This is a genomic window from Vibrio sp. 1-Bac 57 (assembly GCF_037546855.1).
Taxonomy (GTDB): domain Bacteria; phylum Pseudomonadota; class Gammaproteobacteria; order Enterobacterales; family Psychromonadaceae; genus Psychromonas.
The window spans coordinates 18913-42725 of sequence record NZ_JALAAC010000018.1; the positions used below are offsets into that span (position 1 = coordinate 18913).

At 37.7% G+C, this 23813-nt stretch carries 20 protein-coding genes; 12 read left to right on the forward strand and 8 right to left on the reverse strand.

Going from position 1 to position 23813, the window contains the following annotated elements; all coding sequences use genetic code 11:
- Positions 1 to 81: 81 nt before the first annotated feature.
- Positions 82 to 288 (reverse strand): hypothetical protein, encoded by a 207-nt coding sequence (locus tag MT391_RS12635; RefSeq protein WP_499498348.1) that lies wholly within the window; start codon positions 286 to 288, stop codon positions 82 to 84.
- 427 nt (positions 289 to 715) lie between these two features.
- Positions 716 to 1588, reverse strand: coding sequence for a carboxylate/amino acid/amine transporter (locus MT391_RS12640; protein ID WP_166372455.1), 873 nt, complete (start codon positions 1586 to 1588; stop codon positions 716 to 718).
- A gap of 110 nt (positions 1589 to 1698) precedes the next feature.
- On the opposite strand from MT391_RS12640, the gene MT391_RS12645 reads away from it, so the two are divergent.
- Positions 1699 to 2691: a YheT family hydrolase gene (locus MT391_RS12645; RefSeq protein ID WP_499498350.1), complete on the forward strand. Its 993-nt coding sequence runs from the start codon at positions 1699 to 1701 to the stop codon at positions 2689 to 2691.
- 65 nt (positions 2692 to 2756) lie between these two features.
- Here MT391_RS12645 and MT391_RS12650 read toward each other — a convergent pair whose 3' ends face one another.
- Positions 2757 to 4028, reverse strand: coding sequence for an O-acetylhomoserine aminocarboxypropyltransferase/cysteine synthase family protein (locus MT391_RS12650; protein WP_499498352.1), 1272 nt, complete (start codon positions 4026 to 4028; stop codon positions 2757 to 2759).
- A 543-nt stretch (positions 4029 to 4571) separates the two neighbouring features.
- Positions 4572 to 5312 carry a siderophore-interacting protein gene (locus MT391_RS12655; protein WP_499498353.1) on the reverse strand — a complete coding sequence of 247 codons (741 nt, stop codon included), beginning with the start codon at positions 5310 to 5312 and terminating at the stop codon, positions 4572 to 4574.
- 92 nt (positions 5313 to 5404) lie between these two features.
- Here MT391_RS12655 and MT391_RS12660 point away from each other — a divergent pair, with 92 nt between their 5' ends.
- Complete coding sequence (locus tag MT391_RS12660; protein ID WP_499498355.1) at positions 5405 to 5836, forward strand: MarR family winged helix-turn-helix transcriptional regulator; 432 nt, start codon at positions 5405 to 5407, stop codon at positions 5834 to 5836.
- Between the two features lie 125 nt (positions 5837 to 5961).
- Here the strand turns inward: MT391_RS12660 and MT391_RS12665 are convergent, their stop codons facing one another.
- Together MT391_RS12665 and MT391_RS12670 are read right to left on the reverse strand one after the other, a co-directional pair.
- Entirely contained in the window at positions 5962 to 6258 is a 297-nt protein-coding gene (locus MT391_RS12665; RefSeq protein WP_166372460.1) for an HlyU family transcriptional regulator, read from the reverse strand.
- Positions 6259 to 6753: 495 nt separating this feature from the next.
- Positions 6754 to 8136: a sodium-dependent transporter gene (locus tag MT391_RS12670; protein ID WP_166372461.1), complete on the reverse strand. Its 1383-nt coding sequence runs from the start codon at positions 8134 to 8136 to the stop codon at positions 6754 to 6756.
- 613 nt (positions 8137 to 8749) lie between these two features.
- Here MT391_RS12670 and MT391_RS12675 point away from each other — a divergent pair.
- The 8 genes from MT391_RS12675 (at position 8750) to MT391_RS12710 (ending at position 19111) form a co-directional block, all read left to right on the forward strand.
- Complete coding sequence (locus MT391_RS12675) at positions 8750 to 9394, forward strand: isochorismatase family protein (RefSeq protein ID WP_499498356.1); 645 nt, start codon at positions 8750 to 8752, stop codon at positions 9392 to 9394.
- Complete coding sequence (gene pncB / locus MT391_RS12680) at positions 9394 to 10614, forward strand: nicotinate phosphoribosyltransferase (RefSeq protein WP_499498358.1); 1221 nt, start codon at positions 9394 to 9396, stop codon at positions 10612 to 10614. The genes MT391_RS12675 and pncB overlap by 1 nt, the downstream gene beginning before the upstream one ends.
- Positions 10615 to 11001: 387 nt before the next feature.
- On the forward strand, positions 11002 to 12231 hold the full coding sequence (locus MT391_RS12685; protein ID WP_499498360.1) for an MFS transporter: 1230 nt from the start codon (positions 11002 to 11004) through the stop codon (positions 12229 to 12231).
- Positions 12232 to 12435: 204 nt separating this feature from the next.
- A complete protein-coding gene (locus MT391_RS12690) occupies positions 12436 to 14640 on the forward strand; it encodes a TonB-dependent receptor (protein ID WP_499498362.1) in 2205 nt (734 codons plus the stop codon).
- A 2-nt stretch (positions 14641 to 14642) separates the two neighbouring features.
- On the forward strand, positions 14643 to 15470 hold the full coding sequence (locus MT391_RS12695) for an ABC transporter ATP-binding protein (protein WP_499498363.1): 828 nt from the start codon (positions 14643 to 14645) through the stop codon (positions 15468 to 15470).
- The gene (locus MT391_RS12700; protein WP_499498365.1) at positions 15470 to 16576 is read left to right on the forward strand and encodes an iron-siderophore ABC transporter substrate-binding protein; all 1107 of its coding nucleotides are present in this window, start codon (positions 15470 to 15472) and stop codon (positions 16574 to 16576) included. Before MT391_RS12695 ends, MT391_RS12700 begins: the two co-directional genes overlap by 1 nt.
- Positions 16566 to 18488, forward strand: coding sequence for an iron ABC transporter permease (locus MT391_RS12705; RefSeq protein WP_499498367.1), 1923 nt, complete (start codon positions 16566 to 16568; stop codon positions 18486 to 18488). Before MT391_RS12700 ends, MT391_RS12705 begins: the two co-directional genes overlap by 11 nt.
- 2 nt (positions 18489 to 18490) lie before the next feature.
- On the forward strand, positions 18491 to 19111 hold the full coding sequence (locus MT391_RS12710; RefSeq protein ID WP_051368855.1) for a nitroreductase family protein: 621 nt from the start codon (positions 18491 to 18493) through the stop codon (positions 19109 to 19111).
- A gap of 381 nt (positions 19112 to 19492) precedes the next feature.
- Here the strand turns inward: MT391_RS12710 and MT391_RS12715 are convergent, their stop codons facing one another.
- Positions 19493 to 21298, reverse strand: a complete 1806-nt coding sequence (locus MT391_RS12715) for a DUF3413 domain-containing protein (protein ID WP_499441926.1) — start codon at positions 21296 to 21298, stop codon at positions 19493 to 19495.
- 5 nt (positions 21299 to 21303) lie between these two features.
- The gene (locus MT391_RS12720; protein WP_028867137.1) at positions 21304 to 21528 is read right to left on the reverse strand and encodes a YejL family protein; all 225 of its coding nucleotides are present in this window, start codon (positions 21526 to 21528) and stop codon (positions 21304 to 21306) included.
- Between the two features lie 263 nt (positions 21529 to 21791).
- Here MT391_RS12720 and yejK point away from each other — a divergent pair, with 263 nt between their 5' ends.
- Together yejK and MT391_RS12730 are read left to right on the forward strand one after the other, a co-directional pair.
- A complete protein-coding gene (gene yejK / locus MT391_RS12725; RefSeq protein WP_299664890.1) occupies positions 21792 to 22868 on the forward strand; it encodes a nucleoid-associated protein YejK in 1077 nt (358 codons plus the stop codon).
- 33 nt (positions 22869 to 22901) lie between these two features.
- A complete protein-coding gene (locus MT391_RS12730; protein ID WP_166372466.1) occupies positions 22902 to 23768 on the forward strand; it encodes a 6-carboxytetrahydropterin synthase in 867 nt (288 codons plus the stop codon).
- Positions 23769 to 23813 lie beyond the last annotated feature (45 nt).

The window sequence follows — 23813 nt, forward strand, 5'->3', positions numbered from 1 at the left end:
TTTTTTGAGATAGCTATTCTGATTGTTGACGTTGTTATTTTGAGTAGGTTATTTTGAGCAGGTATTCCGATTCAGACGCTGTTATTTTGCAGATTTAACGACCCTTGCTTTTTTCTCTGCTCGCTTAATATTAAATACGCCAATGATCCCCGTAAAAAACAGTAGAATCGCAACAGGTAAAAACAAAGAAGGTGATTTATGTTGTAGTGAAGTGAGCGTTTCTACCACGGTACAAAATAACCCTGTGATCACTAAAACCAAATAAAACAACTTCATATTATTATTCATATCAAAACCTTTGTTATGCTTTAAACATTCAATCTAATGCAAAACTCGTCTTTTAAAGCAGCTCGTTTTTTAGAGCAACTAATATTTTAAAACAGTGAGTTACAAGCATTATTTTTTGCAAAGGAGTGTACTAAAGAAAGTTATCATAGATCAATATATGAACCTGTAAAGAGATAGATATATGATATGTATTTGATTTAAATGAAGGTTGTAGAGTAATAGCTGAATAATGTGGTTCATTAATAGGCAAAATGCGTTTGAATTACATGCAGCTGTTTGGTCTATGCAATAAACATTTTCAAATTTTCATCTATTAACTTCATCTAGTTATGAGAGTGGGCATGAAAAATGAGGTGTTGGACTATTTTTATAGTGAGCATTTATAAAATAGTCCGTGAGATGGTTAACCCTTTCTATTCTTTTTTAGTTATTCTACGTTAGGCTTATGAATTTTCTGATTAAATTTATCATTGACTACCAACGCTAATAAGATAATGCCAGCACCTATGGATAATCTTAAAATATCAGCATCTCGGTTCCAAAATAACACATTGACAATAATGCCTGCTGGAATTAATAAATTATTAGCCACCGCTAATGTACCGATATTAACCATCGTTGCCCCTTTGTTCCAAGCAAAGTAACCTATTCCAGAAGCGACGATACCTAAGTAAAACAAAATTGACCATTGTAGGGTGGTTGTCGGTAATTTATCGGGATCGCCAAGTACTAAATAACAAGGGATCACGACGGTTAATGCGCCAATGAAAAACCATCCAAAGACTGTACGTTGTGGCAAATCTTCACGCTCTTTTGCAATAATACGTTTGTAGCCAACTTGCCCCGTTGCAAAACATAAATTGGCACCTTGCACTATTAATAACCCTTTCAAGAATCCTTGATCAATACCCTCATAACGAATAGCAATCGCGCCAATAACCGCTAATAATGCGCTAATAATAAAACCGACATTGAATCTTCGATCTAATAAGTCATTCAGCAGCGTAATATAAATTGGGGTCATTACGGTAAACAGTAAAACTTCCGGGACTGAAAGGTATAAAAAAGATTGATAATAGAAGCCATACATAATGCCGAGTTGGAATGCACCGCAGACCATCAATTGTAACGCGACTTTTATGCTGATTTGTTGTAGTTTTAAAAACGGTAAAAAGACTATTGTCGCTAACGCAACTCGCATTAGCACTGAAAACCATGCATCGACTTGTCCGGCTAGGTAAACGCCAATTAAACTAAAAGAAAAAGCCCATAAAAAGGTGACGGCAATAAGTATTGGCATGAATAACAATTCCATTTGAATATAATGTCGGCTAGTTTACTGATTTCTGTGATCAGGGTAAATCTGTTTATGTATATCGCTTTTATTGTGAAAATATATGGGTAAAAAAATTGAGTCAATTTAAACCAGCCAAAGGGCTTAGCAATCAGCATTTACAATCTATTTTGTCCAGCACTGGGCCGAGAAACCTATTAGAGAAACGACGTGCTTCTGTATTATTAAAAACGGCTGAACGACATGTGATCACAACACCTCAAGGTGTAAAACTACTGGGCTTTCTAACAAAAAGTCATACTAAGGTTTCTAGCAAAGGCCTCGCCATTATTTTACATGGGTGGGAAGGGTGCTCAGAGTCTTTATATGTACTCTCCAATGGTCAAAAATTATTAAATGATGGTTATGATGTTTTCCGTTTAAATTTTCGCGATCATGGCGGTACGCAGTCCCTCAATAAAGATTTGTTTAATTCAACACGTTTGCAAGAAGTAGTGGAAGCTGTTAAATATCTCTGCGAGCGATTTGGAGGGGGGCATAATGTTTTGTGTGGTTATTCGCTTGGCGGTAATTTTTGTTTACGCGTGGCTAATGTCGCTAAGGTTGAACATATTAATTTGCACCAAGCCATTGCCATTTGCCCATTATTACATCCTACAACAACGATGCAAAAGCTGAATACGGGTTTTCCTGTGTATGAGCAATATTTTGTAAAAAGATGGAAAAATTCATTATTCAAAAAATTACAACATCACGATCATTTTGATTACGGCGATAAGTTAAAAAAATTAAAAACATTGGATCAAATGAATGAGTTTTTTGTATTAGGTTATACGCCATTTAAAAGTCTTCAAGCATATTTCGATGCTTATTCAATATTGGGTGAGAGCCTTAGTCAATTGGCGATTGCGACAACCATTATTGCTGCGGCAGATGATCCTATGATCCCTGCTGAACAATTGGATGAATTATTTAGCTCGCCTTGGTTAACCATAGAGTTGCAAGAGAAAGGGGGGCATTGTGCTTTTATTAAGAATTGGCGACTAGAAAGTTGGGCAAGTGACCGAGTTTCTGAGCTTGTAAAACAACAACAAGAAGCGATTGAGTAATTGCTTGAGCTAAATAATCACCACCTTAATGAAGGTGATGATTCTGGGTATTGGCTAATTAATGCTTAAACGCTCGCTAATGCTTGTTCTACATCAGCAATGATATCAACAATGTTTTCAATCCCTACTGAAATACGGATTAATTCCTCACTCACACCTGCCGCTTTTAGCTCATTGGCATTAAGTTGACGGTGAGTGGTGGATGCAGGGTGACAAGCGAGGGATTTTGCATCGCCGATATTCACAAGACGTAAAATCATTTGTAGTGCATCAATAAATTTACCGCCAGCTTCAGCGCCACCTTTAATGCCAAAACTTAATACACCGGAAGCTTTACCGCCACAAATCTTTTGACAAGTTTGGTAATAAGCACTGCTTTCAAGTGCGGCGTAATTAACCCAAGCGACTTTTTCATGGTTACTTAAATAAGTGGCAAGTTTCTCTGCATTTTCACAATGTCTCTCCATACGTAAACACAGCGTTTCTAGCCCCTGCATAATTTGGAATGAGTTCATCGGTGAGATAGCAGCGCCTGTATTACGTAAAGGTACTACGCGGCAACGACCTATAAAAGCAGCTGGTCCAAAGGCTTCAGTGTAAACCACATCATGATAAGAAGGATCTGGCTCATTTAATACGGCAAAACGTTGTTTGTTAGCAACCCAGTCAAATTTGCCTGAATCGACGATTGCACCACCAATGGAGGTACCATGGCCGCCAATATATTTAGTCAGAGAATGCACTACAATATCAGCACCAAACTCAAAAGGGCGACAAAGCACTGGTGTTGCTACTGTATTATCAACAATTAATGGTAATCCATGGCGATGCGCTATATCGGCTAGCTGTTGCAAATCAACAATATTACCGGCCGGATTACCGATTGATTCACAGAAGATAGCTCGCGTATTTTCATCTATTGCATCTTCAAACCCTTGAAAGTCATCATAAGAAACCATTCTGGTTTCAATGCCTTGTTTAGGTAATGAATGAGCAAATAGATTGTAAGTCCCACCGTAAAGTTGACTGGTACTGATGATATTGGTGCCAACTTCACAGATACATTGAATAGCATAAGTAATGGCTGACATGCCGGATGCGACTGCTAGTGCCGCGATACCGCCTTCCATTGCAGCGACACGCTTTTCCAATACATCGGTCGTTGGGTTCATTATGCGCGTATAGATATTCCCAGGTACCTTTAAATCAAATAGATCAGCACCGTGTTGGGTATCATCAAAAGTATAAGAAGTGGTTTGATAGATAGGCACAGCTGCTGCTCTAGTGGTCGCTTCTGATTCATAACCATGGTGTAACGCAAGTGATTCTAATTTCATAAATACCCCAAATAATGATTAAAAACATTTCACTGCATATTGCAGAATATCGTACTCAATAAGTAATTTAACTCGTTGATTAACTAAAATTTTTATTGTTAAACTTTTTGTATCTGAATAGTGACGAGTACACCGGCTAACTTATATGAACAACAATAAATGCAATTTGAGTGAAACAGAGATAACATATTAATCGCTACTAGTGATGTTGCAATTAAAGGCAGTCGTTTCTGTAAGCTATAGCAAGTTTTGATCATTTAGCACCGAGGATAATTTTACGAATAGGCATTTTTCAACGAGAATTGTCTCTTATGGAAAGAAAGATCTAAGAACAACAGCCTTTAGAGATTGTGATTTAAAGGCGTGCTTGTTCTTTAATACTAAATTCTTAATTTTAAATAATGAAAGCATAATGAAAGCTAAATGAGTCATAGTAAACTGAAAATAATATATATGACCGGTAGTCAAAAATACTAAACTATTGTTATTTAGCTCATTAACATTTTAATTTAATCAAATTGTCTCCGGTGAACTAGCCTTTTATTACAGTGGATTATTACGCTTTTCTACTCCAAAACGATCAGCATTAACCCCTTTTTTCCAATAGCCCACGGCAAAGATATTTAAGCGATCAAAGCCTATCTCTTCTTGTAAAGCAGGTCGTAGCGCGCGGATACTTCTGGCTTCTAATCCTAGGAATACATGACTATCTTTTGCCATATTCTTAGCTGCCTCGAGTACCGTTTCTTCTAATGTCATTGTAGCTTCATCTTCAATAAACCAGTGTGTGTTACGCGAATCATCATAATCCATTTTTATAATGTCTTTACGATTAGGCACTGCGATAATGGCTTTAATATTGGCTTCTTTTTTGAATTTTGGAATATATCCATTTAATGCATTCATTGAGGTTAAGTCACCCACAAGTAGATAACTGTGGTGATCATAATTTGTTATCTTCATTGGACCTGGACCTGCAATACCAATGCTATCACCTATTTTCGCATTTTGAGCCCAGTCAGTCGCTGGACCTTGATGACGATTAATGACAAAGTCTAAAGATAGTTCATTTTTTTCTTGGTCAAATAGTCGAATCGTATATGAACGCATGACGACTTCACCTTCTTTTTCTATTACAACTTTGACATAGGAGCCTTCTTGGTCAATCGGAAAATCGTTAAGGCTATCACCTGTAACAACAATGCGACGTAAATGCGGTGAAAGGTCAATCACCTGTGAAACATGCGTTAATCGCTTATTCTTATTTGGTTTTTTAGGTTGCATAGGGTTTTCCTTGAATTAAGCTACTTTAGTTGATAAAGTCTACTATAATATATTTAAGTTGATAATGTCAACTAACTTTAAAGGTGCCCTCTATGAAAAATGACTTTAGTTCAGATGCTGTTTTCAATATCGTTCATTGCTATCGTCTAGCGATGCGTTCAGAACTGAAAGCTAATGAAATTGGGTTGAATTCGATGCATGTAAAATGTTTATCTTTTATTAAAAAAAATGAATCCTGTACCGCGCACGATATTGTGTGTTTTTTTGACAAAGATAAATCACAAATAGCGCGATTGATTAAAGAAATGATTGAGCATAAATGGATCACTAAAACAGCAAATCCCGAAGATAAACGTAGCTTGATCCTGTCACTGACAAAAGATGGAGAAGTGCTAGCTACGCAACTTTCTGAGGCACAAGCAAAAATCAAACAGCAGATGCTACAAGGGTTATCTCAGGAAGAACTGCGCGTGTTTAATAAAGTGAGTGAGACAATGACAAATAATTTGAAATTATTTAAGTGATGATAACGAGGAGCTCATTTAATAAAATAAGCTCCTCAATAAAACAAGATCTTAATTAAAAAGGTGCGATGAAATTCTTTTATAATTGACTTTCAACTTTCAATTCTTGCTGTTCAAGGAATAAACTAATTGAATAGGGAGTCTGCCAATTGATCAACGGTCATTTTTGCTTTTCTAATGGTGATCTCAATACATTCGTCACGACTACCTACTAAATCAGAGCGTATAAATTGATGCGTTTGTAATGTTTCATCTTCACCCTTAGTGATCGTCGCTGCTACTCGAAATTGTCCGCCCTCTGCTATGGGGGCAGGCGTAATAATAAAGCCATTATAGGTTACGCTTGCAGCCTCTTCGGCTGTTGTTGTTGCTTCTGAAGTGTTGCTTGAAAAAAGTGAAGTGATACTTGATAAAAATCCCATTATATATTTTCCTTAAATTCTTTCATGTTGCATCATTGCTTGTATTTATGTTTGAAATAATTGATAGATTAACTGAATAATCTTCATATATAGCAGTGTTCTACTCGTTTATTTGAAGTGCATTATTTATCAAAAAACTAAACACCTCTCTGTAATACTAACTCTATTAAGTGCGTGATTAAATATTGCGTCAAACATTTATTCTGCTTGCAAAATTGATAATCCAGAAGTGATGATCTTCAATGTTGAATTCGCTAACCAAGCTTGATCAGTTATTTAGTGGAATTGTCATAATACAATGTTGAATCCGCCATGCATTTTAACTTAAAGTGTTAAGACCATCGCCTGTAGTGATAAAGTATCAAAATAAGTAAGCGTTCCAATATTCTATTTCGAGAGCAAAAAAAAGCAACTCAAGGAGTTGCTTATATTCTGTTATACATGATAAGCACAACAATCAGTATATTGTGCTTATTTTACGCAATAAGCTTATGTTTAAAATAAACCGATAGCATTGGCAAATACTAATAAAATACCGATTGGTGCTACAAAACGTAGTAACAATAATACAATCGAGAAAGCTGTATCTGACATTTGGAACTCTTCTTTCAAAATTTCTGGCTTGATCACCCAGCCAGCAAAAATTGAGATAAAGATACCACCAAGCGGTAATAGAATATTCGCCGTGATGTAATCTAAGAACTCAAAAATGTCTCCGCCCATACCGAATGATAGTTTTGTCCATTCTGCGCCTGCAAATGAGTAAATAGTTAATAGACTTAAAAGCCAAACTGTTACACCAGCAATGATAGCCGCTTTAGTACGACTCATGTTTTGACGTTCAGCTAAGTAAGCAGTAGGGGATTCAAGTAAAGCTATTACAGAAGTAAAGGCTGCAAATACAATCATGATAAAGAATAGTGTGCCTACTAAATCACCAAATGGCATTGAACCAAACGCAAGTGGAAGCGATTGGAATAATAAACCAGGTCCTGCACTTGGCTCTAAACCATTAGCAAATACGATTGGGTAAATAGCTAAGCCTGCAATTAATGCAACAACCGTATCGGCAATCGCGATAGTAATAGATGTTTTTACAATTGATACACCTTTTGGCAGGTACGCACCATAAATCATCATAATACCCATTGCTAAGCTTAGAGTGAAAAAGGCGTGGCCTAATGCAACTAATGCACCTTCAATAGTAAGCTGAGAAAAGTCTATATGGAACATAAAGCTAAATGCAGATGCAAAATCACCGACGACAGCGGAGTAAAGCATAATGCCCACTAATAGTAGTAATAAAGATGGCATTAAGTAAGTAATGGCTGTTTCTAAACCATTTTTTACACCTTTTGAAATTACATAAACAGCGGCAATAAGTGTTAATGAAGACCAAACAAGCAGTTGTGAAACACTAGTAATTAAGTCAGTAAATAAAGCGCCAATTACGTCTGCATTAGTTGCAGGTACTGCAGCCGCAGAACTGAACTCGCCTGAGCCAGCAAAAAATACGTAAGCTGCTGCCCAACCTGCAATTACTGCGTAAAAACTAAGTATTAAGAAACCCGCTAATACACCTATAGTGCCAATGATTGACCAATGAGAGGAATGACCTGATTCGGTAGCAACATGCGCTATAGCATTCGCTGGTGTTGAACGACCACGTTTACCGATCACTACTTCAGCCATCATCACAGGTATACCGATTAAAAAGATACATAGAAGGTATACAAAAACGAATGCACCACCACCATTTTCACCCATGATGTAGGGGAATTTCCAAATATTACCAAGTCCAACTGCAGCACCGGTTGCAGCTAAAACGTACGCGTATCGACTTGACCATCGATTGGAGACATGTGTATCAGTGTTCATTTAAATCCTTGAGATGTAATTAAAATAGATATTTTTATAGCAGAAACGTATTAAAACATAATTTAAGCGAATAATTGCCTAAGAATAATAAAAGTTCGGGCTATAGGCTACATAAACCATCATAAAAATTAATTTATGTTATTGAAAGCATACTCAGCTCAATAAAATGGCACGCAACTCAGTGAAATGAGCAATACCTTAGCATTGCTGTGGTTTATAGAAATTGATATTGCACAGAATAATCGACTTTTAAGGTGTTGCAAACAATATTCTATATATCAGGTTTAAAGCTGACTCGAATCTTTTAAATCATAATTATTGGTGTTTTGTAAATAAAAAATAGTTTAATGATCATAGCTATAGCATGACACTGTATTTCCACTACCTTGCCAGTCATTGTGTACAGGAGTAAACTAAATGCTTTTTTAATCTTAATCTCTCAAGCTGTTCTTCTGTGTAAATTTAATAGATCAAATACGCCAAGATTTTAAATTAATACCTTAACAACAGAGGTTTCAATTAAAAGTTGTGACTAAAAGCTGTCATTTGATGAAGCATTACAGTTACTCGGCTCGTACACTGTTAAACATCAAAAAATAAATAGGAGTATTTAATGATCAAAATTGTAAAAACGAAAACGGCCAGTTTTGATATCGACCCTCAATGTGGTTTTACTCCTTTGTGTCCCGATGAGTTACCGATAGTTGAAGGGGATTTAATTGCACCAGAGTTAAATGCTCAAGCTAAGTTTGCTGACTATCGATTAGTCAGTAAAGATTGTCATCCTGCTCAGGCACCTTGGATAGCGGAATCTGCTGAGCAAGTGATGACGCCAGTGGAGGGGGATTACCCTAGTTTGGATATTAAATGGCCAGCGCATTGCGTGGTTGGCACAAAAGGAAATAGTTTAATACCTGGGTTACCTAATGAAACTGAGTACGATTTATTAGTTAAAAAAGGTGAGCAGCCTCTTAAACACCCCTATGGTGCTTGTTATCAAGACCTTGCTGAAACTGAAAGCACTGGTGCAATTGAATGGTTGCAACAACAAGGGGTTGAAGTGGTTATTGTTGGGGGGCTTGCGACTGATTATTGTGTTAAAACATCGGTGTTACAGTTATGTAGGGCTGGATTTAAAGTGATTGTTAATTTAGCGTCTTGCCGTGGGGTTGACCGTGAATCGACAAAAATAGCCTGTACAACAATGCAAATGGCAGGTGCAACACTGATTAATAATAGTCAGGAACTGGAGTTGTAATGAGTAATACAAAAATAGATCGTTGGTTGATTAATAGCTTAATGGATATTGATTTTTATAAAATAACCATGTTGCAGGCTTTTTATCATGCAGCGGAGTTCCGTCTAGTTAATGTGCAGTGGAAATTTGCATGTAGAAATAAGGAAGGCTTAGATTTAACGCCTTTGATTCCAGAAATTCAAAAGCAACTAGAGCATATTTGTACGCTATCTTTTACAGACGAAGAATTAGATTATCTAGCGAAGTTGTCTTTTATTAAACCTGATTATATTGAATTCTTACGTATTTTTAAATTAAATATGAAATTCATACACCTACATTCAGATGGGGAAAATATTAATTTACGTTTTGATGGTCCTTTATTACACGTCAGTTTATTTGAAATTTATGCTTTATCTATTATCAGTGAATTACACACTTATATTAATTGTGGCGGTTTCGACCTATTTATTGCTCGTGAAAAATTAGCTTCAAAAATTGCGCTGCTTAAAGCCGAAGGTGATTTAAGTAGTTTTAGTTTTATAGATTTTGGAACAAGGCGTCGTGCCAGTAAAGATTGGCAAGAAGAAGTATTAACAACCTTGAAAGCTGAATTACCAGATTCCTTTGTCGGAACAAGTAGTGTTCATTTTGCAAGGACGCTGGGTTTACCCGCACTCGGTACCATGGCTCACGAATGGTTTCAAAGCTGGCAAGCAGTAACCCGCTTGGCGGATGCGCAAACTGCGGCATTAGAAGGTTGGGTCAGAGAATATAGAGGACGACTTGGTACTGCATTAACAGATTGTTATTCAATGGATTCTTTTATTCGCGACTTTGACGATCCGTATTTTGGTAAATTGTATGATGGCCTTCGCCATGATAGTGGTTGTCCCTTTATATGGGGAGAAAAAGCCATTGCTTTGTACCAAAGCATGGACATTGACCCACTAAATAAAACACTGGTGTTTAGTGACTCTTTAGACTTTCCTCGTATGCTCGAAATATGGAAACGATTCAGAGGACGTATTAAAGTCACATTTGGTATTGGTACGAATTTAATGAACGATGTAGGCAACACACCATTAAGTATTGTGATTAAAATGATCACGGTTAATGGCAAACCGGTTGCTAAAATTTCAGATGAGCCTGGTAAAAGTATGTGTGAAGATCTCGGTTATTTGCAATATCTCGCCAGTCAATATGGTATCGACCCAAGTATTGTAAGAATATCTAAATAATTTTTGAGCGCTTAACGGAGTTAGGCGCTTTTTTTCCTGTTTCTCTTCACTTCAAGTCACTTTATTTCAGGATATTACAGTACATTGTATTTTCTATTGGTTGGTCTTCACGTTCAGTAACATTTTCTGCTATTCCTTAGTGAGTGTTAGCCATCTACTAGCAATTCCGCCAAATAGCGGATAAGTCCTGTTTATAATTGTGTTGTCCTTTTGTGTATTTTAATTCATTTCTTTTAATCCCCTACGTCATATTTTATGTTTTTGAAAAAAGTTCAATAAAAAAACAAAATATTAATGACAATAGTTATCATTTACATTACCATGCATGTAAATGATAACTATTCGCAAGTGCTTGTGATTTATCAATAATTTTATTAAGGATAAGTAATGCAAGGGATGGCAGTTTTATCATGTTGGGTATTAGGGGCATTGCAAGGTGCGATTTTAATACTGATCCCTAAAATGATGTTACAGGGTCAACTTACTGCGTTGCAATTAGCATTACCTTTATCTTTAGGTACCCTTATTTTCATGGCATTTTGCGGTCAATGGGGGCATTTGTTAGATAAGCGTTTTAGCGCGAAACAATCACTGTTGGTAGTTGTAAAATGGGTATTATTGGGTTTTATTATTTCTCAACTTAGCTTTATTTTATTATTACAATATAGCGAGCTTACAGGGACACTCTTATTATTTGCACTGTGTGTAAGTCGTGTCTTACACGGTATTTTCTGTAGCGCAATAATTCCTAGTGCCCAACTTAGTTTGTCACGTGGTGATATAAAAGGCGAACGCTTAGTTTGGTCTAGTATTGCAACTAATGTCGGAAGACTGACGGCACCGTTATTAACTTTTGTACCAATTAATAATGATTATTTTAGTTTATGGTTTATTTTAACGGTGACAGTCTTTGCTTTGCTCATTGCTTGTTTCAGTCATGATTCAAAACAACACCTCGATCCGGCATTTACAGCTATCAACCACGGTAAAGTAATTGCGCCGACGCCATTGTTTTCCTTTTTCAGCCCGCGTTTATTAGTGATTGTGTGTATCAGTGCACTCTTACTCTCTTTGTTTTCATCACAATTACAATTTAGCCTCGGTCCTTTATTATTAGCGCAATACAACAGCGCCACTTTAGCGACAGAGATGACCGCTCACCTGTTGTTTGCTGCCAGTGCCAGCGCACTGATTTCATTATTTATTGTGTATCGTCTTCTTAGCCGTTATCCGGCCATCTTCTTAATGACTATTTCTACCGCTTTGATTGTAGGTTGCTGCTTATTTGTGTTGCAACAACAACTTATGCTTGCGGTTATCTTGATCAGTGCTGCGTTATCGATGGCACCTGCTTGGTATACCGCGTTAGCGATGCATGCTAGTCAGTTTCATAAAGCGCGCACCTCAGCGGCGGTCTCCCAAGGACATACTTTGGGCAATGCTTTTGGTGGATTAGTAGGAGGGGCACTTTTATTATTTGGGGAACAATCCTTGTTAGTGAGTTTTATTTTGCTTACTAGTTGCATGTTAGCGACTTGGTTTGCCATTTACCTTCAAGCAAGCCGAAGCACTGAACGCACTGCTGTATTAGATAAACTCAGTTCAGGTTCTGTGTAATGGGAGGAAGCTAACGATATAAATACGAATTAGTCACTTGTTCAGACAAACAGTGTGTAGCTGCACTTTAAACACTAGATTAAAAAATTAACTCGAGGTCTCTGTAAAGCATGAAGCTGCTAATTATAGCGGTAAGGCTTCAACGTATTGAAAGCTGAGACAATATTAAATGTGAATATCTTATTTATATAAATGGAATTAACCATGAAACTAGCGCAATCAAAATCAAAATCAATTAAATTTATCTTAAATCCTATTGTTATCGCAATGTTAGGGATGCCGTTACTGGCTCAGGCTGAAGTCGATGATGAAGGTTATGCAATGGTTGTAACCGCGAACCGAAGTGCGCAAAGTATCAGTGATATTGCAGCAACGGTGTTGGTCATTGAAGAAGAGCAAATTGCCGAGCAAGCGCAATCAGGTGTTGATTTCAAAGCATTATTAGCCAACTTAATTCCAAGTTTGGATATGGGCAGTCAATCTCGAACCAATTCTGGCCAAAACATGCGAGGCAGAAAAACCTTAGTGATGATCGATGGTATCTCATTGAACTCTTCTCGTAGTATCAGTCGTCAATTTGATTCTATTAACCCATTTAATATTTCCCGTATTGAAGTGATCTCTGGTGCATCAGCTATGTATGGCGGAGGTAGTACTGGCGGTATCATTAATATTATTACCAAAAAAGGCAATAACGTATCGGGTAATAGTGAAACTTGGGTTGGTGCTAAATCAGGGTTTAATAATAGTGAAGATTTGCAATATCAAGTCGCTCAAGCTCTCTCAACAAGTACTGATACGCTGGATGCTCGTTTAGCAATTTCTTATGACCACTCTGATGCTATGTATGATGCAAACGGTGATATGGTGTTGCAAGATGTCACACAAACTAGCTCTCAGTATGTATCTCAAGTAGATATATTGGGTAGTGTAGGTTTCGATCTTACTGATACGCAACGTCTGGAATTAATGGCGCAGTATTATAATAGTGGCCAAGATAGTGATTATGGAGTGGATTACGGAACGAATTACGGTAATATTTCTGACCCAAGCCAAGAGATCAATATGGTCGATGGTTACCAACTTGATGACCAAGCACAAACTGATCGTTATTTAATCGCCGCTAACTACATTAATAGTGATTTTTATAATCAGACCATGAATTTACAATTGTTTTATCGCTCAGAATCATTACGTTTCAATCCATTTCCCGATTTTGCTAACTCTTCTTTAGGGGGATCTGAGCAAGATACTAAAGTGGTCGGTTCAAAATTGGTGTTTACTGCTAAACCTACTGACGCACTTAGCTTAGTGTACGGTATCGATGCTGAATACGAAAAGTTCTCTGCGACTCAAACTTATTATGATATCAGCACTGCATTAGCTTCTAGCGGTTTAATTAATAACCGTATTGGTGCGGCAGGGCGTTACCCTGATATCGCAACAACCTCTATTGCTGGATTTTTACAGGGTGATTATGACGTTAACTCTGCATTGAATGTGCACGCAGGCATTCGCTATCAATATACGAATGTTAAAGTAAGTGATTTTGTTGGCGCGGCTCAACAATATAAATTATTAACGGGCTCTTTATCCTCTGCAGAGGCAATAGGGGGGGGAACAAAAGCTTACGGTAATACCTTAGTTAATGCAGGGTTAGTTTATAAATTAACAAAGCAACAACAGTTATGGTTTAACTTCTCGCAAGGTTTTGAAGTACCTGACCCAGCTAAATATTATGGACAAGGTGTTTATAATGCAGACGGCACGGTAGCCAGCAGCGTTAACGTTTCTGAAAATCCATTAGAAGGAGTAAAGACAAATGCGCTTGAATTGGGATACCGTATTAATGACGAATTATTTTCTGCGCAGTTAGCTTCTTATTACTCTATTTCTGATAAAAAAGTTGATTACAATAAAGCGGATCAAACCGTTAATGTTGTTGATGATAAAGTACGTATTTATGGTTTAGAAGCACAACTAGACTTTTACTTAACAGAAGAAATTAGCACGGGGGGGAACTTTAATTACATTATTAGTGAAACTAAAGTGGATGGAGAGTGGCAAGATTTGTCAGTTGCCAGCGCTAGTCCTTCTAAGTTAACCGCTTATCTCAATTGGCATACTGAACAATTTGCTACTCGCCTTCAAACCACTCAAATGTTTGATTATAAAGATGCAAGTGGTGGCAAGCTTGAAGGGTATAACACGGTTGATTTATTATCTGGCATTAAATTACCAGTTGGTAAAGTCCAGTTTGGTATTACTAACTTATTCAATACAGAATACGATACGTTATGGTCTCAACGTGCCCAAGATACTTATAGTACTTTGATTGCGAATTCTGACTTGGTTAAGTTCCAGGGCCAAGGTCGTACCTATTCTATTAACTACAATGTGGCATTCTAACGTTGACTGCTCTATTAACTGTGAATAATTTATCTTGCCATTTAGGTGGCAAGATAATTTTAAATGATATTTCCTGCGAATTTCAACATGGCAAAGTAACCGCTTTAGTTGGCCCTAATGGGTCGGGTAAAAGTACCTTGTTAAAACTCATTGCTGGCTTAGAAACGAGCAGTGCTGGTGATATTACGTTATCTGGAAAGGGAGTCGCGCAATACTCCCGTGCAGATTTAGCGATCAGATTAGCGATGCTACCACAGCGACATGCCACTCCAGTGGGATTGACGGTGGCTGATCTCGTTGAATTTGGTCGTCACCCTCATCGCCGTTGGTTTGCGCCATTAACCAAAAAAGATAAACAAAAAATGCATTGGGCGATGCAAGAAGCTGGAGTGCTTGAATTTGCAAACCTCGCCATTGAAACATTGTCTGGTGGAGAAGCGCAGCGGTGTTGGTTGGCAATGGTATTAGCACAAGATACTGATATCGTTTTATTGGATGAACCGACTTCATGGTTGGATATTGGCCATCAAGTTGAGTTGTTACATATTGTGAAACGCTTAAACGAACAATATGGAAAAACTATCATTTGGGTATTACACGATCTTAACCATGCTCAAACATTTAGCCATCAAGCTATTATGTTAGAAAAAGGCAAGGTAGTGGCTGCAGGTGATGTTGACGTTGTGTTCACTGCTGAACGTATTTCTGAAGTTTATAATACTTCTGTTGCACGTGTAGAAGTGGAAGGGCAAACATTATTATGGCCAAGAACATCAGCGAAACCTGAATTAATCACAGCGGTAGACTCTGACCCTGCGAGGCAAGGCTAATGTTATCACGTTTTATGTTAGCCACTGTTTGTATACTAGGCGTATTGCCAAACTTAGCGTATAGCCAAATGGATCAAGCTGCTATTAATAAAAGCACCATTAATAAGGAGGTTATTAATAATGAAGTCATTAACAAGAACATTGGAAATAAAAGCCTCATAGATAGAGAAAGTGTCAATGAACTAAGCATTAATAAACAAAGTATTAACCAGCTTGAAGCTTCCATTGATATTTCAGATGACGCGGCCTTAGCACTGTCACTTCCTTTCATCTTAGTTGAACAGCCACGTGTTGTTGCATTAAATTGGACAGCTGCTGAAATGTTGTTGTCTTTGGGCATAAAACCCGTCGCAATGACGTCAAAAAATGGTTATCGGACTTGGCAATCTAATCATCCCGCTATTCCAGATAGTGTTAGAGAAGTCGGTAATCGCGCTTTTCCTAGTTTGCCAGTGATCTTACAACAGCAGCCGGACCTTATTATTGGCTATCCCTTTCGTCATGCTCGTTTAATTAATGAGTTAAAGATGATTGCCCCGACCTTGTTATTGCAACAATTTGCCCGCTTCAATCAGCCCAATTATCGATATATGCAACAAATGCGAGAAAACTACCTGCTATTAGCAGAGCGAGTGGGTAAACAAACCTTAGCTAAACAACAGTTAGCTGAAATGGATACGGAGTTAACGCGTCTACGTTTGCTGATCATTAAGGCGGGATTACACAATAAGAAAATAGCGTACGGAAAATTTGTTGGCATGGGTTATGGTTTACGTGTTTTCTCACAACGAAGTTTAGCGGCTTCTATCGCTAGCCATCTAGGACTTAATTATCAATGGGATATGACGTTACCGGGCAAGGATTTTACACATTTACAATTAGAACAAATTAAATTATTGCAAGATACGGCTTTGATTTTAGTTCAAGAACGAGCAGGTGTTGGTGAACGAATGATGCTTTCACCACTGTGGGCTGAACATGACTTTGTGAAGAATAAAGATATTTATACGGTGCCGTCATTGTGGAGTTTTGGGGGGCCTGTGTCTGTTATTCGTATGGCACGTGCTTTTACTAAAGCGCTATTGGAGCAACAACATGATCACTAATTTCTTAAGATTAGAGCAAGATCTTTTAAAAAAATCATTGCTTGTGTTGGTTAGTTTAATGGTTGTTGTTTTTGTTTGGGTTAGCTATCAACAAACAGTATTAACAAACACGTATCAAATCACTTACTTTTATCAATTATTGCTACCAACATTATTAATGGCGGTGTTATGTGGCGCATTACTTGCGCAATCAGGTGTAGTAGTACAAACCTCGTTAGGTAATGCTTTTGCTTCACCTTCCACTATTGGCATTAGCGCAGGGGCGTTGTTGGGTGCGATGGTGATCAATTTAGTGATTGATGAACCTACTATTTGGCAAGTGTGGATTGCAGCTTTTGTCTTTGCATTAGTGATTGCAATGTTGATTTTATTGTTATCACAGGTAATTGGTGGCGGTAAATTACAGCTTATTTTGATTGGTATGGCGATGAGTTTGGCCGTTGGCGCGTTGTCTTCTGCGATTATGATCTATGCAGAGCAGCGTATGGATGGTTTGTTTTTATGGGGCAGTGGCAATATTGGACAAAGTGATGACCAATTAGTGTTCACTATTTTATTACCCGCGTTATTGTTATTAGCGTTACCTATATTGTGCCATCGTCAGCTTGATATGCTCAGTTTAGGTGATGATACGGCTAATGTGGTGGGTTTATCTGTACGTCGTTGGCGCGCCATTTTATTGTTTATCGCCGTGTTACAAGCTTCTTTAGTGACTGCAATGGTTGGTGTTTTAGGCTTTGTTGGGCTGATGGCGCCTCATATTGCTCGCATGTTGGGGTTTAACAAAACACGCCAACAGTTGATTTGTGCCAGTCTGTTTGGCGCATTACTCGTTGTCATCGCAGAACTCTTTTCTCGATCATTACCAGTGTCTGGTTTTCGCTTACCTACCGGCGTTTTAACCGTATTGCTGGGTATTCCTTTTTTCTTGTATTTATTAAGTCGTAAAAAAGGAGCGATGGCGATGCAAGAAAGTGGTTTTGGTTTAGCGGCATTAATTAAATTACCAAAGTCGATAGCCCTTGTGCTGTCGGCTTGTTTTCTGGTGGTCACGGCAATGGTATTTTGGCCTGATGCATTAGGTTTCCAATTTAATGCATGGCGAATGGCTGTTGCAGTGATGGCTGGTATGGGACTTGGTATGGCAGGGTGTGCGTTACAAGCCCTGTTTAGAAATCCGATGGCAAGCCCAGACATCTCTGGTGCAACCTCTGCATCCGTTTTATTTATTATCGGAGCCTTACAAATTTGGCCTGACGCTTCTAGAGTTGACCTGTTTTTCTGGGCTTTAGTGGGGGCGGCTATTGTTGTCTGTATTTTGTTTATTGCAATGCGATATCAATTACGGGTATCGCAACTCGCTTTACTAGGAATCGCTATTTCAGCTTGGTGCGGCACTATTGCTTCGATGGTCCTGACCTTTGGTGCTGGTGCGGCTTCCGTCACTGTATTATGGCTAACGGGTACAACCTATGGTGCTGATGCGCAAATTGGCTGGTTATTACTGGCGGTCACCTTACCCTGCTGTTTCGCTTTATTAATGTTATCGCGACATCTTGACCTTTTTACTCTTGGAGAAGATTGGGGGGCGCGACTTGGGCAGCCGTTAATGAAGTTACGTCTATTTATCATATTGCTGGTGGTGTTATTAACCGCTGCTGCGGTGGCTGCGGTAGGTGCGATCGCTTTTGTTGGATTGTTATCGCCACATATTTTACGTTTGCTCGGACAAACGCGTCATTGGGTATTGCTGTTAGGTAGTGCGCTAGTGGGTGCATGGTTATTATTATTAGCTGACGGTTTAGGCAGAACCTTGATTGCTCCTTTTGAAATAGCCAGCGGCATATTGGTGTCAATCATCGGTGGTTTATATTTTATTTGTTTAATTTTATTAGGTTATAGAAGGAAGTAAGGATGTCAGTATTAGATCTTATTTATCAGCGCAGTTCGTGCCATGTCCATGAAATGGAACATCCCGCTCCGGATCACATTAAGTTAAAGCGAATTTTCCAATCGGTAATGAGTGCACCTGACCATGGCAATATTAAACCTTGGCATTTAGTGGTGGTTGATACTGAACAAGTGGGGGAAATGTGTGAATTGATGTGTCAAGCATGGCTTGAACATGCTGAGCATATAGAACCTGCACGTATTCGCCGTTTAACGAGTTATTTGAAAGACGCGCCGATGGTGGTGCTCGTTTCTGCTGATATTGTTGAGCCACATGCAGTGTCAAGACGTGACCAAGTATTAGCCGCCGCCGCCGCTTGTCAAAATATTCTCTTAGCTGCAGAGCAAGAAGAAGTAGCAGCCATTTGGTATAGTACTGATGCGGCAGAGTTACCTGCCGTGCATCGACTGTTTGGATTGACTTTACAACAAGAACCCGTTGCTTTTATTATGCTTGGCACTAAAAAACAACAACGTATAAAAAAGCGCAGTGATGTTGCTTCGCATTGTTTCAAGTGGCAGGGGGATAATCAATTAAGTCCTTTATTTGATGCAACGGCGATGACCTTCAGTGAAGCAGAATAAACGTGCTAAATATTCAGTATTAAATCTTCAACACCTAACATTTAAAAGTGTGTTCTAAACTATAAACAAGGCAGTTGATCAGAAAAAGCGCAATACAAGTTATACCAATCTGGATAAATAAATGACTAGATAATTACTTAGATTGGTACTAGTTAGTTTATCAAAAATTGAGCTTGTATGAACTGGATAAAAAAAAGCCAATACACTGTATTGGCTTTTTATGTTGGGCGTTATTTATTGGAGAGGCGGTTTAAAGGTTATTCGATGCTATTCGGATCTTTTAAGCATTAATTAACTGTTAGCGATTTAGTTTTAATCTAACCTTGTCTCACAAACTATCAACAGTAACTGAGTTTCTAAGATGTACTAAGTACATTAATTTTAATTGAAGCGACGTAATTTTGATAACACATCAATTAATAAAGTAATATCAAATTCATTTTCATTACCCGCTTTACCAACACCTTCACCTTGCCAGTCAATACTATCAATATCGCCATTTCCTGAGAATTGCGTGATTTTATCTGTTTCATAAATAATATAATTATCTATATCGCCAGATAATACATACTGCCGTACATTGTTATCTAATAAATGTTGGCCACTACTGTAAGAATTTGCAGGATTTTTCACTGCAAAAATATCTTGCATTAACGTCGGTATAATATCCACATGGCTTGTCATTCTATAAATGTTTTTAGGTGTTTTATCAGGCCAAATAATGACTAATGGTACATGTGAACCATTAATTAACTCATCATTTGTATTTTGACCTTTAAATGATTGTCCGTGAGTCCCAGTGATAACAATAATAGTATTTTGGTATTGTTTTTGTTCTTTTAAAGTTTCTATTAAACGTTGTATCTGGTTATCGATGGTCGCAACCTGAGACTGATATAGAGACAAGTTTTCACTTTGTTCGGGAATTGTTCTATGCGTAGCTTGAGAAAATAAATGGTCATTTTTTTGCTCTAAGTACACATAGCTAAACCAAGGTTTATCTGCCTGTTGAGTTGCGGCCCATTTTACCCATTGCTGAACTACTTGAATGTTATTTTCTGCTTTTGAGTAATAGACATCAGGTGTTGTTTTCAATTGACTAAAACTGCTTTGCAAAAACTCAGGGTGCACAAATCCAATACTTGAAAATAGTCCAATAGGGCGTTGTTGCGCCACCACTTCATTCATGAAAATAGGAGCGATATGGTTTTCAGTTACAGCATTCCAATAACTATTGGGTAGCCCATAAAACAAACTGAATACACCTTGTCGGCTATTATTAGCACCACTGAAATGATTTTTAAAATTCATTCCTTGCTCGCTTAAAGCTTCTAAATTAGGCATGTTATTAAGGTTTAACATGTCAGCACGCAAAGACTCTACATTAATGATCAACACGTTATTGTTGGCATTTATTGTTGGTTTTTGTGCATAGCTTAACGGCGTGAGTGGATAATTAAGTTGTTGTTGATTGGTTCCTGCTTGACCCAGACTATTTTTTTGTAATTTGTCTTCATTTAACCAACCCTGTTTAGTCAAAAAAGTGCGTGCAGTCATCGGGTAGGATAACGGATAAAGTGACTTTTGATGGGTGATTGGTCGGTATTGCGTGGCATCAGCCCAAATAAAAACAAGATGTGTGAGCACAAAAGCCGCGAATAAAAACAGGGCGATAGGCTTGCCGATGTGTTTAGACTGAATTTTTCGTACTTTTTTCCATAATAAAAAGGAAAAAAGCAGTTCCAATGAGAATGTGATTGGTATTGAAATATAGTGAAGGTTGATTGAATAAATCGCTTCAACTTGTTCCGGTTTTTGTAAAAATTGCCAAATAAGTGGATTTAGATGGAAATCATAAAGCCGAAAAATTTGGGTGTCAATAATCAAAAAAGTGATCGCAGTGGTTGCGATCACAATAGAAATTATTCGATAGGTCAAATTATGGGAAATTAAAAAAGCTAACGGAAATAACAGAATGCCGAAGACCATCGCCCCAAGGAAACTGAAATGGCCAACTAAGCTTAAGAATTGATAAAAAATGCCTAAGCTTGAATCAGCTAACCCTGAATAGGCGATATAACGCAGGCTAATTAAAGAGATGGCAACAATATTGAAAAATGTAAACCAGTGAGCCCAAGCTACTTGCTTGGCTACGTTATCGTGGAATTTATGACCCGTTTCTACCATTGTTATTATTTATCTTTCAAATTAATAGAAGCACTTAATGCTTTTACAAATTTGTCGCTAATGGCTTTACGTTGAGATGTTGGTACTTGGCTATTAATAACATGTGTAATGCTATTTCCGAGAATCATTAGACTCAAATCAACGGACACATCATTGTCGTGTAAAACCTCCATTACCTGGTCAAGAATAGTTTCGATTTTTTGGCTAGAGTATTTCGATTGAATTGGCATAATAAACTTCTAATTAAGGGATAATAATTGCGATATGATACCGCACTCATATTATTATACCAATCACTTAAAGACTGGAATTTTAAAGTTGATCGGATAATTAACCAAACATAATATCCTCTTTAGCGTATCTGTCTGTTAATTATGAAAGTGAATCCGAACCTAGATTCGCACAATAAGCTTCGATTTGCTGTTTTAAGATCCGCCGTGGTGTGTATAATTTACCAATTAAGTTCACTTGCTTCAATAAGGTCTCTCTATCTATGAACGTTTCTGCTACTAACATCATTTTACATTCGCTTAGTTACAATAGCGAAGGGGTTTTAAATTGTAAAATGCGCGAAGGTGAATTACCTATTTCCCCTTCTATTGAGCAACTGGTGATGGACTTACATCGTGGTTATCAAAGTAAATCTAATAAAGCATTTGCTTATTTCGCTGCTGAAGCTGACAAGCCACAAGTATTTCATCGCGCCTTGAAAGAAGAGTTATCGGGTGAATTAGACTTTGTTAGCTTTTCACAACAAGCAGCAACGTGTTTGGTTAATGAATTAAAAGAGCATGACTTTGCAGAAGAGGGTGTGTTGTTGATTACTAAGTATAGTTGGACAACTAGTGACTATTTATTGGTGGCGTTATTACAAAATAACCAATCGATTAGCGTCAACGAAAACTTAGAACTACAAGTTAGTCAGCATATTGAAACGAGTAAAATTCAACTTGTGGCCAGAATTGACCTCACTTTATTAGCTCGCGATCCAGAAGCTAATCGTTACATATCATTTATTAAAGGACGAGTGGGTAGAAAAGTATCCGATTTCTTTTTAGACTTTATGGGCGCAAAAGAAGGATTTGATGCAAAAGCACAAAACCAAGGTTTGTTAAAAGCGGTCGATGAGTTTTGTGAAAAACAAGCTTTACCTACAGAACAAAAACAAACAGTACGTGAAGTCACTTCAAATTATTGTAAAGAGCAATTAAAAGAAGGCGAAGATATTGACCTATCGAGTTTATCCGAAGAGTTTAAAAGCGCTTCTAGCCTTGAAGGTAGTTTTTATGATTTTGTCACTGAGGATTATCAACTAGAAGAGAACTTTCCTGCTGACCGAACATTAATGAGAAAGCTAACCAAGTACACTGGCCAAGGCGGCGGTATGAACATCAGCTTCGACCAAAAACATTTAGGTACTTCAATCAGCTATGATGAAGCTTCAGATACATTGACTATCCAAGGTATTCCACCAAATCTTCGTGAACAACTTAAACGCGATGCGTTAATCGAGACTGATAGTAAAACTGAGTCTGCACAAACATCTGACGATGGCAAAGCGCCTTTTTAAGGTTGACTGTTAATTTAAAAAAGTGATTAAAGCATGAAATTATTTGTACGAGATTTAACGGTCATCGATTCTACCTATCTAGATCACAGACGTGGTTTTGTTGGCGAAAGCTATCAAGTAGACGTCGTTCTAGATGGACAATTAAACGAACAATCTATGTTATTAGATTTTTCACTAGTTAAAAAACAAATCAAAGCAATTATTGACGCGGAAGTAGATCATAAGTTACTGGTGCCACAGTCTGCTGATTATTGTTCTGTATCGATTCAAGCTGATCGCACTCAAGTAGATTATATACTTGAAGATCATAGTGTTATTCAGCTAAAAAGCCCGCACCAAGCTTATTGCTTGTTAGATGCTGAAAGCATAACCATTCCGTTATTAGAGGCATATTTAGAGCAAGTATTATTAGTTAAGTTACCTAAAAATATAACCGGATTATCCATTACGTTACGTTCAGAAGTAATTTCAACACCTTATTATCATTATACGCATGGATTAAAAAAGCACGATGGTAATTGCCAACGTATTGCCCATGGGCATCGTTCAAAAATTGATATTTATATTAATGGTCAATATAGTGAACTATGGGTTAAAAAATGGGCCCAACGTTGGTCTGATATTTATTTAGCAAGCGACGAAGATTTATTAGACTCTACGTTACTATCTTTTACGCCTTCAGAGTCAACGGTGCCAATGCATTGTTCTGCTTATCATTCTGCACAGGGGTATTTTGAGTTGTTGATGCCAGCAAGTCGCTGTGAAGTACTCAATAATGACACAACGGTTGAAGAGTTAGCCCGCTTTATATGCGAAACTATCAAACAAGAAGAAGGGCAAAACAATGTCATTGTTTATGCCTATGAAGGGATCGGTAAAGGTGCGATTGCCGAGTTGTAATCGTTTACCTGTTTAATTGTATGGTACGGCAAACATTTAACTGTC